14 protein-coding genes are annotated in these 14,378 nt (G+C 60.3%); 4 read left to right on the top strand and 10 right to left on the bottom strand.

From position 1 onward, the window contains the following. Positions 1-34: 34 nt before the first annotated feature. The 7 genes from pstB to V6L75_RS04145 form a co-directional block, all read right to left on the bottom strand. The gene (gene pstB / locus V6L75_RS04175) at positions 35-832 is read right to left on the bottom strand and encodes a phosphate ABC transporter ATP-binding protein PstB (protein ID WP_334250256.1); all 798 of its coding nucleotides are present in this window, start codon (positions 830-832) and stop codon (positions 35-37) included. Positions 833-846: 14 nt separating this feature from the next. Next, positions 847-2,181: a phosphate ABC transporter permease PstA gene (gene pstA, locus V6L75_RS04170; protein WP_334250255.1), complete on the bottom strand. Its 1,335-nt coding sequence runs from the start codon at positions 2,179-2,181 to the stop codon at positions 847-849. After that, positions 2,178-3,638, bottom strand: coding sequence for a phosphate ABC transporter permease subunit PstC (gene pstC / locus V6L75_RS04165; protein WP_334250254.1), 1,461 nt, complete (start codon positions 3,636-3,638; stop codon positions 2,178-2,180). The genes pstA and pstC overlap by 4 nt, the downstream gene beginning before the upstream one ends. A 70-nt stretch (positions 3,639-3,708) precedes the next feature. Further along, entirely contained in the window at positions 3,709-4,731 is a 1,023-nt protein-coding gene (locus V6L75_RS04160; RefSeq protein WP_334250478.1) for a substrate-binding domain-containing protein, read from the bottom strand. A gap of 367 nt (positions 4,732-5,098) precedes the next feature. Continuing rightward, a complete protein-coding gene (locus V6L75_RS04155) occupies positions 5,099-6,112 on the bottom strand; it encodes a substrate-binding domain-containing protein (RefSeq protein WP_334250253.1) in 1,014 nt (337 codons plus the stop codon). 134 nt (positions 6,113-6,246) lie between these two features. After that, positions 6,247-7,587 (bottom strand): ATP-binding protein, encoded by a 1,341-nt coding sequence (locus tag V6L75_RS04150; protein WP_334250252.1) that lies wholly within the window; start codon positions 7,585-7,587, stop codon positions 6,247-6,249. Positions 7,588-7,832: 245 nt separating this feature from the next. Then, the gene (locus tag V6L75_RS04145; protein ID WP_334250251.1) at positions 7,833-8,354 is read right to left on the bottom strand and encodes an SRPBCC domain-containing protein; all 522 of its coding nucleotides are present in this window, start codon (positions 8,352-8,354) and stop codon (positions 7,833-7,835) included. A 211-nt stretch (positions 8,355-8,565) separates the two neighbouring features. Here V6L75_RS04145 and V6L75_RS04140 point away from each other — a divergent pair, with 211 nt between their 5' ends. Beyond that, complete coding sequence (locus V6L75_RS04140; protein ID WP_334250250.1) at positions 8,566-9,480, top strand: MBL fold metallo-hydrolase; 915 nt, start codon at positions 8,566-8,568, stop codon at positions 9,478-9,480. A 9-nt stretch (positions 9,481-9,489) separates the two neighbouring features. On the opposite strand, the gene V6L75_RS04135 is transcribed toward V6L75_RS04140, so the two are convergent. After that, a complete protein-coding gene (locus V6L75_RS04135) occupies positions 9,490-10,455 on the bottom strand; it encodes a DUF1499 domain-containing protein (protein ID WP_334250249.1) in 966 nt (321 codons plus the stop codon). Positions 10,456-10,586: 131 nt separating this feature from the next. Further along, positions 10,587-11,318 carry an HAD family hydrolase gene (locus tag V6L75_RS04130; RefSeq protein WP_334250248.1) on the bottom strand — a complete coding sequence of 244 codons (732 nt, stop codon included), beginning with the start codon at positions 11,316-11,318 and terminating at the stop codon, positions 10,587-10,589. Between the two features lie 458 nt (positions 11,319-11,776). Between V6L75_RS04130 and V6L75_RS04125 the strand changes: the two genes are divergently transcribed. After that, positions 11,777-11,926 (top strand): hypothetical protein, encoded by a 150-nt coding sequence (locus V6L75_RS04125; protein ID WP_334250247.1) that lies wholly within the window; start codon positions 11,777-11,779, stop codon positions 11,924-11,926. Between the two features lie 170 nt (positions 11,927-12,096). Then, entirely contained in the window at positions 12,097-13,071 is a 975-nt protein-coding gene (locus V6L75_RS04120) for a magnesium transporter CorA family protein (protein ID WP_334250246.1), read from the top strand. A gap of 90 nt (positions 13,072-13,161) precedes the next feature. On the opposite strand, the gene pdxH is transcribed toward V6L75_RS04120, so the two are convergent. After that, the gene (gene pdxH, locus V6L75_RS04115; protein WP_334250245.1) at positions 13,162-13,800 is read right to left on the bottom strand and encodes a pyridoxamine 5'-phosphate oxidase; all 639 of its coding nucleotides are present in this window, start codon (positions 13,798-13,800) and stop codon (positions 13,162-13,164) included. A 78-nt stretch (positions 13,801-13,878) separates the two neighbouring features. On the opposite strand from pdxH, the gene V6L75_RS04110 reads away from it, so the two are divergent. Then, positions 13,879-14,337 (top strand): RT0821/Lpp0805 family surface protein, encoded by a 459-nt coding sequence (locus tag V6L75_RS04110; protein WP_334250244.1) that lies wholly within the window; start codon positions 13,879-13,881, stop codon positions 14,335-14,337. Positions 14,338-14,378: the final 41 nt, after the last annotated feature.

Raw genomic sequence — 14,378 nt, 5'->3', positions numbered from 1 at the left:
GTTCCTCTCAAATTCTCGAGCGCAAGATCCAGTATCAGCCAAAACGGCCGGTGATGTAATCCTGCGTGCGCTTGTCCTGCGGGTTGGTGAAGATGTCCTGCGTCGCGCCTTCCTCGACCAGATTGCCGAGATGGAAGAAAGCCGTGCGCTGGGATACACGGGCAGCCTGCTGCATGGAGTGCGTCACGATCACGATGGTGAAGTTGGCACGCAGCTCGTCGATCAGCTCTTCGACCTTGGCAGTTGCGATCGGATCAAGGGCCGAGCAGGGCTCGTCCATGAGGATCACTTCCGGGCTGACGGCGATGGCGCGGGCAATGCAGAGGCGCTGCTGCTGGCCACCGGAAAGACCCGTACCCGGACCATCAAGACGGTCCTTCACTTCGTTCCACAGACCTGCCTTCTGCAGCGAGGCAGAAACCACTTCATCGAGCTCCGCCTTGTTGCGCGTCAGCCCGTGAATGCGCGGGCCGTAGGCCACATTCTCGTAGATCGACTTGGGGAACGGGTTCGGCTTCTGGAACACCATGCCGACCTTGGCGCGCAGCTGCACCGGGTCGACCTTGGGGTCGTAGATGTTCTCACCGTCGATCAGAATGTCACCCTCGACGCGGCAGATGTCGATGGTGTCGTTCATGCGGTTAAGTGTGCGCAGGAAGGTGGACTTTCCGCAGCCCGACGGACCGATGAAGGCGGTCACGGAACGGGGCTGAATCTTGATGTCCACGTCTTTGATGGCGTGCTTGTCGCCATAATAGACCTGAACCTTCTGGGCGACGATCTTGGGTTCTGCGTGGGTCACGCCGTTCTCCACATTTGCGCTGACATTCATCGGTAATCCCTTTCTTACCAGCGGCGCTCGAAGCGGCGGCGCAGGACAATGGCAACCAGGTTCATTACGATCAGGAACACCAGCAGTACGATGATGGCTCCAGAGGCCCGCTCGACGAAAGCCGGATCACCGCGCTGGGTCCAGTTGTAAACCTGCACGGGCAGAGCGGCTGCCGGGTCGAAGAAACCTTCCGGCGGAGCTGCCGGGAAGCTCCGGACGAATGACACCATGCCGATCAGCAGCAGCGGCGCGGTTTCGCCAAGAGCCTGAGCCAGACCGATAATGGTGCCCGTGAGAATGCCCGGAGCTGCAAGAGGCAGGACGTGGTGGAAGATGGACTGCATCTTGGAGGCACCAACGCCCAGCGCGGCATCGCGAATGCTCGGAGGAACAGCACGCAGCGCCGCACGGGTAGCGATGATGATCGTGGGGATCGTCATCAGCGTCAGAACCAGACCGCCAACCAGTGAGGCAGACTGCGGCAACCCGACGAAATTGATGAACACAGCCAGGCCAAGGATACCAAACACGATGGACGGTACCGCAGCGAGGTTGGAGATGTTCACCTCGATCAGATCGGTAAACCAGTTTTTCGGTGCAAACTCCTCGAGATAGATCGAGGCGGCAACACCAATCGGCACGGCCAGCACGAGCACGATCAGCATCATGTAGGTTGAGCCGATGAGTGCAATTCCAAGGCCAGCGGCTTCCGGCCGCAGATCTGATGCATCGGGGCCAAAGAAGAAGTCCCAGTTAAATCCTACGCTCATCAAACCAGAAGCACGCATTTTGTCTGCAAGCTGCAACTGCTCAGGAGAAATGTTGCTGTCCAGCTTTGCGCTTTCCATCGTCACACGGCCCTTGAAATAGCCGTCGACGCGGCCATTGGCAAAAGCCTTGAACGAAATGGTCTGTCCGACGAGCTGCGGGTCTGCAAGCACCATGTTACGCAGCGTGGCGGGCGCCTCCTTCGAGACGAGGTCAAAGATGTCCTTGGCGGACATGCCACCCGTATCGATGCCATCACGCTTGAGTGTCTCCAGCAGAGACTTCTGGATCAGATTGCCGTAGCCAACCGTGCTGACCTTCTTCAGGTCTTCAAGATCCCTGTTGCCGGCCTTGTCGAGAACAGAAGCATCCAGCGTCACGTCAATCGTCACGAATGTCTGCCTGAACGCAGCAAGACCGCTGGCCAGAACTGAAGAAAGCAGGATGACGAGGGACAACAGGCCAATTATGACGGCCGCCATCCCATACATCCGGAACCGGCGCTCAGCGGCGTTTCTGCGTCTCGTTCGCGCGTCCGGATTGTAAATCGACTTGAATGAAGCAGTATCGACGCTGGTCATTCGTATTGCTCCCGGTATTTGCGCACGATGTAAAGAGCGACGACATTCAGTCCAAGTGTGAAAACAAAGAGTGTCATGCCCAGAGCAAAAGCGACAAGAGTTTCCGGTGACGCGAATTCTGTATCGCCAGTCAACTGGCTAACAATTTTCACTGTCACCGTTGTCATCGCTTCGAAGGGATTGAGGCCAAGTCTGGCAGCTGCGCCTGCTCCCATGACCACAATCATCGTCTCGCCAATTGCGCGGCTCGCGGCCAGCAGGATGGCGCCAACAATGCCGGGCAATGCCGCAGGCATCACAACCTGGCGGATCGTCTCGGATCTTGTAGCCCCGAGGCCATAAGCACCGTCACGCAGTGACTGCGGTACGGCATTGATGATGTCGTCTGACAAGGAAGACACGAACGGGATCAGCATGATGCCCATAACGAGACCGGCTGTCAGCACGGAGGAAGACGAATTGCCGAGGCCCATGGGCTGGGCGAAATAGTCACGCAGGAAAGGCCCGACAGTGATCAGGGCAAAGAGGCCGTAAACAATGGTCGGAATTCCCGCAAGCAATTCGAGCAGTGGCTTTGCAACACCGCGTACAGGCCTGGATGCATATTCCGACATGTAAATTGCAGCGTAAAGGCCAACTGGCACCGCGAAAAGAAGTGCTACCAACGAGACATAGAACGTACCCCAGAGCAGCGGAATAATGCCAAGCTCTGACCCGCCACGGAACTGCGGGTTCCAGACTGTACCGAAGAAGAAATCAAGCGCCGGGTACATCTGGAAGAAATTATAGGTCTCGAACACGAGAGAAGAAACAATACCGAAGGTCGTGAGAACAGCGACCAGAGATGCTGCAAGCAGCATGGAGCGAGTGAACTGTTCGGAGACGTTCCGGGCGCGGAACTCAGGCTTGATCCTGAGGACCGAGAAGACGAGCCCTGCGACAGCCATTGCGATCACTGCAATGGTCATCAACATGCGCGACGTGTTGGTCATGGACCGGTAGGTTTTGGCAATCTCGAAGACATCAGCGCGCACATCAGAGCCAAGAGCGACGCCAGCGTCGGCCATGCGGCTACGGATACTGCTGAGATCCCCGCGCATCTGGGCAATGTCTGCCTCTGAAAGCGTCCCGCGCTCGCTCAGAACCTGCAGGCCTCCGGCAATCTTGCGCACGTCAGTCATGACGAGGGTCAAGTCTGACGAGTTCTCAGAGGAAGCTTCCGGAAGGCTGCCTGATGCGGCGTTCTCGATCAATACGGGGGAGATGAACAGCCAGGCCGCCATCAGCACCAATGCGGGCACCGCCGTAAAGAGAAACACGACTGTACCATAATGGCCGGGCAGCGAATGCAGCTTCCGCTTGTCACCACCGGTAAGAGCAATCGCGCGGCTTCTGCCCGCGAATGCACCAGCGAGAGCAAGCGCGACGATTATGAGAAGGAGGACACCGAGGCTCATGAGCTATCCAATCCACAGAGCAAAGGGTGGCGCTGGTGCGCCACCCTGATCTTCCATCGGCTCGAAGCGCTTACTTGAGCGGACCCATCACGACTTCGTCAGCAACGGCCTTCTGAGTCGCAGCCAGTTCCGGGTCGGAAACGAGGCCGTACTGAGCGAGCGGGCCATTCGGGCCTGCGATATCGTCGGAGACGAAGAACTCAACGTACTCCTTGAGGCCCGGGATCACGCCGATGTGCGCCTTCTTGACGTAGAAGTACAGCGGACGGGAAACCGGGTACTCACCCTTGGCAATCGTCTCGACGGACGGCAGCACGCCACCCATGGTCGCAACCTGGAGCTTGTCGGTGTTGTTCTGGTAGAACGACAGGCCGAACACGCCAATGCCCTGCGGGTTTGCGGCAACGCGTGCGAGCGTCTCGGTGTAGTCACCATCGATATCGACGGAAACGCCATCAGTACGCAGAGCCATGCAAGACTTGGCAGCAGCCTTCTTGTCGCCGCCGTTGGCAGCAAGCAGGGCTTCCTCGATGCCGTTGGCCTTGCAGCCAGCATGCAGAACCTTTTCGTCGAACACTTCACGGGTGCCGTGCTTGGTGCCCGGAATGAAAGCGAGAATTTCCTGATCCGGCAGGTCGGCGCGGATATCGCTCCACTTCTTGTTCGTGTTGGCGACAAGCTTGCCGTCCTTCACGATTTCAGCAGCCAGAGCAGAATGCCAGTCAGCCGGGGTGAATTCGAACTTGTTGCCCTTGATGTCAGAGGCGAACACGATGCCATCATAGCCGATGCGGACTTCCATGATGTCCTTCACGCCGTTGGCGGCGCAGGTATCAATGTCAGACTGGCTGATGCGGCTGGAAGAGTTGGCGATGTCGATGGTGTTTTCACCAACGCCTTCGCAGAGCTTCTTACGGCCAGCGCCCGAACCACCGGACTCGACAACCGGGGTCGGGAAGTCGGTGTTTTCGCCGAAAGCTTCAGCAACGATGGAAGCATAGGGCAGAACCGTCGACGAACCGGCGATCTGGATCTGGTCACGAGCCTGAGCGGCGCCGGCGACGGTGGTGGCGGCAGCCGCGAGGGCAACCATGCTTACGAGGGTTTTGAACTTCACTTGACCACTCCCTTTGAATGTCAAGGTTTTTGGGCGCGCCACCCAGCCTCCCCTGAGGCCCTGGCGACGAGCGGAACCTAACGGCCCCAGATGAGACTTCTATGTCAGTTGGATATCACTTTTGTGACAATTTAAGATATTGGAAAATCTGAATAATTTACGTGCAATTGCCGGAAGAACGCGGTTTTGTGACATATCCGGGCACAATGACGCTCCCGGGCGGGAAGCGCCCGTCAGTTCAGGGGTATCTTATTAGCCGGCTGCGCCGCAGGAGAGCCGGTTGGGGCCGCACGCGGCGGCGGCATGCGGCATTACGCGCCGGAGCAATGCCGTAAAGGCAGCATCATTGAGCGGCCGCAAGTTCCCCGGCGAGCTTCTCGTTTTCAAGACGCTGGTGCTTCGGAAGCGGAATGAGACCTATCGCCGCCAGATATCCGTCGGGCCCCAGAGCTTTTTCAGATGCAAACTCAAGGAGATATTCCTCAAGCCCCGGAACCTTTCCCAGATGCTCCTTCTTGACGTAGAAATAGAGCGGCCGGGACAGAGGATAGGTTCCAGCCGCAATATTTCCTGCAGACGGCTCTACTCCTGAGATGCTGACAGGTTTCAGGTCGCCACGGTTCCGTTCGAGGAACGAGTAGCCGAAGATGCCGAGCGCCTTGGGGTTCTGCTCGAGCATTGTCACGACGAGGTCATCGTTCTCGCCCGTCTCCAGAAACGATCCGTCCTGCCGCAACTCATGACAGGCGGCCCCCTTCAGGCCAAGGCTGCCTGCGTCCGCAAGTGCGGCGCAGCCTTGCTCCATGGCGATTTCGACAAATGTATCACGGGTGCCGGAAGTCGGCGGCGGGCCGAGGATCTCAATACGCTTGTCCGGCAGCGTGCTGCCGATCTGACGCCAGGATTGAAAGGGGTTATCCTGCAGTTTGCCTTCAACCGGAACCTTGCGGGCCAGACCCAGAAAGACCTGATCCAGGGAAAGATTCATGTCAGCGCCGCTGGCTGCACCCGCTAGCACGATGCCATCGAAGCCGAAGCGGATTTCAACCGGTGTCACGCCATTTGCGCGGCATTCCTCCAGTTCGGCCGGCTTCATCGGTCTGGACGCATTTGTCACATCAGGTGTGGCATCCCCGGATCCGGCACAGAACAGCTTGATACCGCCTCCGGTGCCAGTGGACTCAATGACCGGGAACTTTCCGCCGTTTTTCAGGGAAACCTGTTCAGCAACCGCGGCAGCGAAGGGATAGACAGTAGAAGACCCGACAATCTGTACCTTGTCACGCGCCAAGGCCAGCTCGCCTGCGCCCAGGAAGACCGTCAGAAGCAGTGCAACTCCAAGACCAACTCTTGTCATGCTGAAGATCTCCGGCGTGCGGCTCTGTCTGGCGTGACCTTGTTCGTGTGATGGCCACTCGGCAGGACTGCCTATAGCACATGTCCTAATGAGACGATGTGAGAGTTATGTGACGTCCTGCAGATATAGAGGCGTCAACGTGCAGTTGCCACTCCCGTTTGCCCGTCAGCGGGGAAGGTGATCGAGAATGCGGCCCCCTGCCCCGGCTGGCTTTCGATATCCAGCCGGGCCCTGTGCCGGGTCAGGATGTGCTTGACAATGGCGAGCCCGAGCCCCGTGCCCTTCATGGCGCGGCTGGAGGCAACATCGACGCGGTAGAAGCGTTCCGTCAGCCGCGGCAGGTGTTCAGACGAAATGCCCTCGCCATAGTCCCGCACGGTCAGCACCCAGCCCTGCCCGCTTGCCTGCGGGCGGACCGAGACATCCACACGCTTGCCAGTGCTCCCGTATTTCAACGCATTTTCCACGAGGTTCTCGGTCACCTGGATCAGCTCATCGCGGTCACCGCGGACGACCGCCTCCTGCTCGGGCACTTCCACGTGCACTTCCATGCCAAGTTCACGGGCCAGCGGAGACAGGGCGTCATTCGTATGGCGCACAGCTTCGCGCAGATCCACCAGCTTGTCCGGCCTCACATGGGCCTTCAGCTCAATCCGGGACAGGGACAGGATGTCATCGATCAGGCGGCGCATCCGGTTCGCCTGTTCCAGCATGATGCCGAGGAACCGCTCCCGTGCCCGCGCATCGTCCTTGGCCGGCCCCTGCAGTGTTTCGATGAAGCCCGTGAGCGATGCCAGAGGCGTGCGCAGCTCATGGCTTGCGTTGGCGACGAAGTCGGTGCGCATGCGCTCCAGCCGGCGCTGCTCGGTCAGATCCCGCAGGGCCACCAGCAGAAAATCGGGCATGGCGGGCTCAGGCTGCCCCGGCTTCAGCGAGGGCAGGTAGATCGGCGCGATACTGGCTTCGAACCAGGATTCGGTCGGCACTTTTTCCGTCCATTCGATCCGCTCTACCGTGCCTTGCGAGCGGGCGCGGTCAAAGGCTTCCAGCAGGGATGGCGTGCGCAGGCCGAAGGAGATCGGGTCTCCCGGACGGACCGCCGGGTATTGGTCCCGTGCCAGGGTATTCACGTAGCGGGTGATGCCGCGCCCGTCCGCAATGAAACAGGGCATGGGCAGCGCGTCGGCCGTCACCTTGATGCCGGTGCCGGGCCACATCCGGCGCAGATCGCGCTTGTTCTCAAGCTGCAGAGCGCGAACGGCATCGCTGCGGCGAGGGCCAAGCGCTGCGGCCAGGAACACGGCGAAGAAACCGCAAAGCACGGCAAGAAGCGGGACCCGGAAGACGGCCCAGAGCAAAATCAGCACAACACCGGCCGTAAACAGCACCCAGCGCGCATCCTTCAGGCGCTGCGAGGGCCTTGCCTGCAGCTCACGCGGAGGCAGCTTCTCGTCTTCAATCTGTGTCTCGGTCATCGCGAACCTGTGCCTGCTCCCGCCCCCGCTGCCCACACGGGATATGATGAGCCGGTGAAATAACCCGGCTCTATGTCACTCACACGACAAAAACCAGATTAGCGTATCAAACCAACGCCCAGATGAATGTCACGTGTCATTTTGACGGCATTTCACATGTTCTGCCGCCGTGCAAAACGGAAGCCGTCCCATGAGCTCTCAAGGCTGATGCAACGGTCAGACTGGTGCAGCCGGCCGGGCAGAAATCACCCGGAGGTGGCGTAGCGTGAAGACGCGGCCTTCGTCAGGGCTGCCAGCAAACGCGGCCATCCAGCCTCGGATGCCATGAAGGCGCGGTAATCGCCTCCGGCAGCCCCATGGCGGATGAAGTCCCCATGGCTGATTTCGAGGCGCGTCGTCTCTCCTGCATCGCGGAAAGACCAGACAACCCGGCTTGCGGTGGAAGGATCCGCGACCGGTTTTCCGTCTGGACCGATCTGCCAGGCAAGCCGCAGATAGAGAGGCGCTTCAATGGACAGCACAGTGCCCCAGATGACCCGCCGGCCATCTTCGCCCACCCGGGAACAGGCTCCACCCAGATGCGGGTCAATGATGACATCCTGCGCGGACTGACCGAAGAAGGGATCATGCCTTGGCCACCAGGAGGCAATCCTGTCGACAGTCAGGGCAAAGGCCGCATCGCGCCTGAGGGGAAGAACGGCTTCCAGGGAAAGAGCATGTTCGGGCATGAGGCCTTGTCTGTCCTTGTCTGGCAGGTCGCTGGACATGTGCTGCATCAGTTTCCGTCTGCGGGAAACCGGGCCACATGTGCCGTTTTAACGGCTTCACATTACCGATTCATGCCAGTGGAGCCAATGCACTGCGTCAATCCAAACGGGCAACGGTTGCGGGGCGGTGCCGGCAAGCACTTGACTTGACCCGTTCTGCGCTGAACAGATGCGCGGGAACAGGCAGCCTCTCCCTCGAAAGAAACCGGTCATGACGAAACTGCAGCACGATCTTTCCTTCGATCCGCGCCACGGTGAAGCGGTGGAGGTGGCTCCCGGTGTCCGGCGGCTGACAGTGAACAATCCCGGCCCTTTCACCTTCCATGGCACCAACACCTATCTGATCGGCGAGACCGAGGTGGCTGTACTGGATCCAGGGCCGGAGGATGAAGCGCATCTGCAGGCCATCCTGCGGGCAACACATGGACAGACGGTTACAGCCATTCTCGTCAGCCACACCCACAAGGATCACTCCCCTGCGGCCGCGCGGCTGGCCGCGCTCACAGGTGCCCAGGTTCTTGGCTGCGCTCCCCACCGGCCGGCCCGGGCTCTGCGTGGCAATGAGGTCAATCCGCTGGATGCCAGCGCCGACATGGACTACCGGCCGGACCGGCAGCTGGCTGACGGAGAGCGCTTCACGGCTGGCGGGCGGCTGTTCGAGGCCGTGGAAACACCTGGCCATACAGCCAATCATCTCACCTTCGCCCTGCCGGATGACGGGCTGATGTTCTCCGCCGATCACGTGATGGCCTGGTCTACCTCTATCGTCGCTCCTCCGGATGGATCAATGCAGGCCTATCTCACCTCACTCGACAGGATGATGGAGCGCAGCGAAAGCCTCTATCTGCCCGGCCACGGCGGCCTGCTTCACTCCGCGCAGGACTATATGGCCGCGTTGAAGGCGCACAGGATGCAGCGGGAGGCGGCTATTCTCGGTGTGCTGCAGCGTCATGGCCAGTCGACGGTCCCTGAGATCGTCGATGCGGTTTACGCAGGTCTTGACCCGAGCCTGAAGGGCGCAGCTGCTCTCTCTGTCTTTGCGCAACTGGAACGGCTGGTGGAGACAGGCGCCGTGCAATGCGGCGCAGAGCCACGGCTCGAAGGGGTCTACAAGGCAGCGTCCTGAGAGCTTCCCCTAACCCTGCGTCTCCTCGCCCTGGTAAATCTCATCGAACTCCGGCTCTGCAACGGCAGGCTCCGGCGCCTGATAGGGCTTGAAGCCCGGCAAAGGCACGGGCCGCCCCGCATCATCTGCCGGCCGGTCCGTCAGGAGCGGCAGTTCCTCGGCCTGAGCACGGGCCTCCTCGGCCTCTTCTTCAGTGACGTTGAGACGGCCTATGTTACCGTAGGCCTCTGTCAATGCTGCATCGAGATCCCGGTAGAAACTGCGGATCTGCTGGGCATTGAAACCCAGATCATGCGCGGCGAAACGCGAGCTGGCCCGCACATCCAGGATTGATCCGGTCACGTCAGGCTCCACGCGCACGGACATACCGGCCGGAAGGCCGATAAGCGGAACCCGGGCGATCGCCTGCACCAGACTGGGAGAATCGCGCATGTCTGGCGGCATCTCAGTCACGATTTCCCAGCCGTTCTTTTCCATTACCTTGCGCACGGCGGCATGCAGATCGACCGGCTCCAGCCTGAAGCGGCGCGAAACGATCTCCGGATAGGCCTGCGTCTGCAAGGCGGCATCGAACCGCGGCGGCGCGAGCGCATCACGCACGGCCAGGGCTTCAACAGCAGGAGGCGGATCGGAAGGGTCCGTGCTGATGTCATTGAGCGGGGGAAACATGTTCCAGCCCGCAGCCAGCAGGGTCAGCGGCACGAGCAGGACAAGGCCGTAGAACAGGGCGCGCACGGCATCGCCCACTCCAGTTCCGCCACGCTGCCACCAGAGAATGATGGCCGCGATGGCGAGGCCAAGGCCGGAAAGTCCAAGAGCGGCCCCAAGCAGCAGGCTGAGCTCAAGCTGGTTGGCTGCAATGATCCCGCTTCTATAGGCGATGGCAGCGGCAAACAGCGTCGGCACACCCAGCGCCGCCATGAAGCGCGCCGCACGTCCAAGTTCGGAACGCGGAACGGGATACCGCTTTCTCACCACCTGCTCCCCTGCCCGGCCCGGCTGGGCCCGTTGCCGGAATGGCCGCAGTACGCGGCATCCCTATCTGGGTGCCGTCTGCCGCCGTCAAAAGCAAGAGCAGAAACGCGATTCCCGGAAAGAGAGGGCGTTCAGTGCACCGGCATCATCGCATCAAGCCAGTCCAGGAGATCATCCAGACCGGTGAGAACGTGATCTGCATGCGGAGCCAGAATGTCAGCGCCTATGGTTCCTGTCGCGACAGCAACGGCAACGGCACCGGCCTGACGGCCTGCATGCATGTCGTGCAGACTGTCCCCCACCATGGCAACCTCCTGCGGGTGCAGGCCGTTCTGCTCCTGGAAGGCCATGACCATGCCTGGTGCCGGCTTGGCGCCAAAGCCGCTGTCATAGCCGTAGATCTGGGCAAAGCACTGCTCGATACCCAGTGCGCGCATCTGGGCGCGGGCAGAGCTTTCCGTATCATTCGTGGCAATGCCCAGGATATAGCCGGCCTCATGCAGGGTCCGGATCGTCGCTTCCAGCGCCGGGAACGGAGCAAGGCTCTCGAGGCCAAAGGCCTTCAGATGGGCCTCGATCTCGCGCAGAAGCGCCGTGGTATCGGTAATACCCATCACCTGAGCCCACTCGCCGATGACGGCATCATTCGCCCCCGCCACGAAGGGTGAATGCGGCTCGAACAGGCCGGTTTCCAGATTGAAGGCTGTGATCCGCGCCAGCTCGCTCTTCACCACGCCATTTCCCGCTGCCATCGTGTCAAGCAGCCGGGCAAAGGCGGGCGACCATGTCTGCTGGAAGTCGATCAGCGTGCCGTCCTTGTCGAACAGGATTGCCTTGACCGGGGTTTGCGGCCGTATGCTCATGCCTTGCGTCTCCGATGCCCGGAGCCGGACACAAAAGGCCGGAGACGGGACCAATCTTCTGTTGCGGGCTGATTCTGCCCTTTTGCGCAGACAGACATGACTTGCCTGCCCATGCAAGACCCGACTGAACGAAGCAGGCAGTTTCCTTGGATTTTGTCCAGGCGCAACCGTCCAGTTGCCTTTGCCGCCTTCAGAACGGCAAGCCGGGCTTGAACAATTTCAAAGCGTGAGCAGATTGTAACAAGACGACATTTTATTTGACCCGCACGCGCCTTCAACCCGCCCCATCCAATGATTAGGTTTTTACGAGACGTAAACGGTCGAAGTTTACGTTTCATTCAGTGTCTTTCCTCTGTGTTTTTCCGGGAAAGACAAGAAAAAGCCCGCGCGAAAGCCACATAGATGCCGCAATCGGGCATCACTGAGCGCGCCATTCAATGCCCAACGGATCAGAAACAATGTCGACCCTCGCAAAGCAGACCCCGAAAGCAGCCAAAGCCCCGAACCTTGCGGATCTCTACAAGCCGCTGGGCATTCAGGCCGTGACCGCTGCAGCCATGTGCTTCAAGCAGAGCAAGGCCGCCAAGGCCGGCTCCAACGCCAAGTAAGGCGCATGAGCGCTGATTTCTGAGCCGGGCATCTGAGGAGGGTGCCCGGCTCTTGCATTTTCAGCGTCCCTTCCCGCATCACATGATCCAGCGCCTGTCGTCTTTCTGTCATGGTGGAATCGTATGCGGCGTGGCATCGTCATCGCGGCGCATAGGGCGGGAGTTCCTTTATGATCATTGCATACACGCCAACAGCCGCCGCAATGGCCCGCCTCGAAGTGACGGCAGGGACGCAGATCCCTCCTTCTGCCGTGTGGATTGACCTGTTCAATCCTACCTTCGAGGAACAGCGGCTGGCGGAAAAGCTGATGGGGGCCGAGATCCCGACCCGGGAAGAAATCTCTTCAATCGAAACGTCGGAACGGCTTTACGAGGAGCCGGGTGCTATCGTCATGACGGCAATCCTGCCCCTTGCGGCCCGTATGCCGGACCCGCGCACCGCATCCGTGACGTTCGTGCTCAGCGCCCGCCGCCTTGTAACCGTACGCTATGGCGAGCCGCAGTCGATCCAGACATGTGCCCGGCGCGTGCAGCAGGATGGGACCATTCCGCGCAACGGGCCGGGCGTGCTGTTCGTGCTGCTGGACATCATCTGCGACCGCTGCGCCGATGTGATGGAGGAGGCCTCCGATGCCTTCGACCGCATGTCGATGCATGTGTTCGAGGAGGGATTGAGCTCGCGTAAAGCAGAGACCTACCGCTCGGCCATCCGCACGCAGGGACGCATCGGCCTGCAGGTCGCGCGCATGCATGATGTCTGCGCCAGCCTAACCCGGCTGTTCCTGTTCCTCTCTGCCCGGTCCTCACGGGTAAACCTGACGGATGAACAGGTGGCCGCCTGCAAGATGCTGGGCCGGGACATCAATTCGATCAAGGAGCATGCCGACGCACTTGATGCCAAGCTGAGCTTCCTGCTGGACGCCACCGTCGGCCTCGTGAACCTGGAGCAGAACCAGATCATCAAGATCTTCTCGGTTCTTGCTGTCGTGTTCCTGCCGCCGACGCTCATCGCTTCGATCTACGGCATGAACTTCACCAGAATGCCCGAGCTGGAATGGGAATGGGGCTATCCCTATTCGATCGGACTGATGGTGCTCTCCATCATGCTGACCTTCCTCTATTTCCGCTGGAAGAAGCTGCTCTGACGACAAGGCCTGCGATGCTGACGCATCGCAGGCCTTGAAATTGCTCATGCGCCGCATGGGCTCATGCCGGTCAGGGCCGCTTTCATCGCTTTACGGATAGAGACGGGCCTTCGTCCATGCTTCGGCTTCCGATGTCCGGGTGAATTTCACCCGGTCGTGCAGGCGGAACGGGCGGTCGTGCCAGAACTCGATTTCCACCGGCACGATGCGCAGGCCAGACCAATGGTCCGGGCGGGGAATGTCGCCGATGCCGAACTTGGCCGTGTAGCGGGCGACTTCCTTTTCCAGCGCAAAACGGCTTTCCAGCGGGCGGGACTGTTTCGAAGCCCAGGCGCCGATGCGGCTGCCGCGCGGGCGGGACTTGTAATACTCGTCCGCCTCTTCCGCGCTGACCTGCGTGACGAGCCCGCGCACCCGCACCTGACGGCGCAGTGACTTCCAGTGGAAGCACATGGCCGCCTTGCCAGCGGAGAGAAGCTCGCGCCCCTTGGCGCTTTCCAGATTCGTGTAGAACACGAAGCCGCGCTCATCGAAATCCTTGAGCAGCACCATGCGCACATTCGGCAAGCCATCCTCATCGACCGTGGCGACCGCTACGGCGTTGGGATCATTGATCTCTTTCTCTGTGGCATCCGCAAGCCATTCAGCAAAAAGCTGAAATGGCTCCGCTACTTCCGTGAAGTCACCTTTTGTTAACGCTTCCGGGGGAGTGTTTACTGTATGGGTCATAGGCTTTCACGACTGCTTCTGATGGGCGCTTTGCCTCCGGACGGGAAGGTCCGACCCGGGGAAAGAAGGGCTTTTGTGATGCGTAACCTTTCATATCCCCGGCCGCTTTCCAAGCGGCTGGTTCGGCTTGGCGTAATTTTGTCGCTGGGCTGGATGACGGCTGGCTGCTCGCAGATGTCATCCACGCTTGCCACCAACGACGCGATCGCGCCGCTGGATCTGACCAACTCCATTGATGGCATGCCGACGGATGCAAGTGCGGGCGTCGACCCGACGGACCGCCAAGTCATCGCTCTGGCACTTGCCGAAACGGCGCCTTCGGATGGAGGCGAGGTGGAGATTCCCTGGCTCAATCCAGAAAGCGGCAATTCCGGCACCATCACCAAGGTGTCCGGCGAAAGTGCGCAGGTGCCCGGCTGCATGAGCTTCCGTACAACAGCCAACACCTTTCAGGGGGTGAAGGCCTATGAGGGAAGCGCCTGCCGGGATGCGCGCCAGAACCTAGCCGTCATCAGTCTTGCTGCACTCGGAGTTTGAAAGAAGATATTCCCGTTCCGGCGCTGCATGAGCTACGTGCA

The sequence above is a fragment of the Pannonibacter anstelovis genome (assembly GCF_036881715.1).
Lineage (GTDB): Bacteria > Pseudomonadota > Alphaproteobacteria > Rhizobiales > Stappiaceae > Pannonibacter > Pannonibacter anstelovis.
This window is presented reverse-complemented; position numbering and strand designations above follow the sequence as displayed.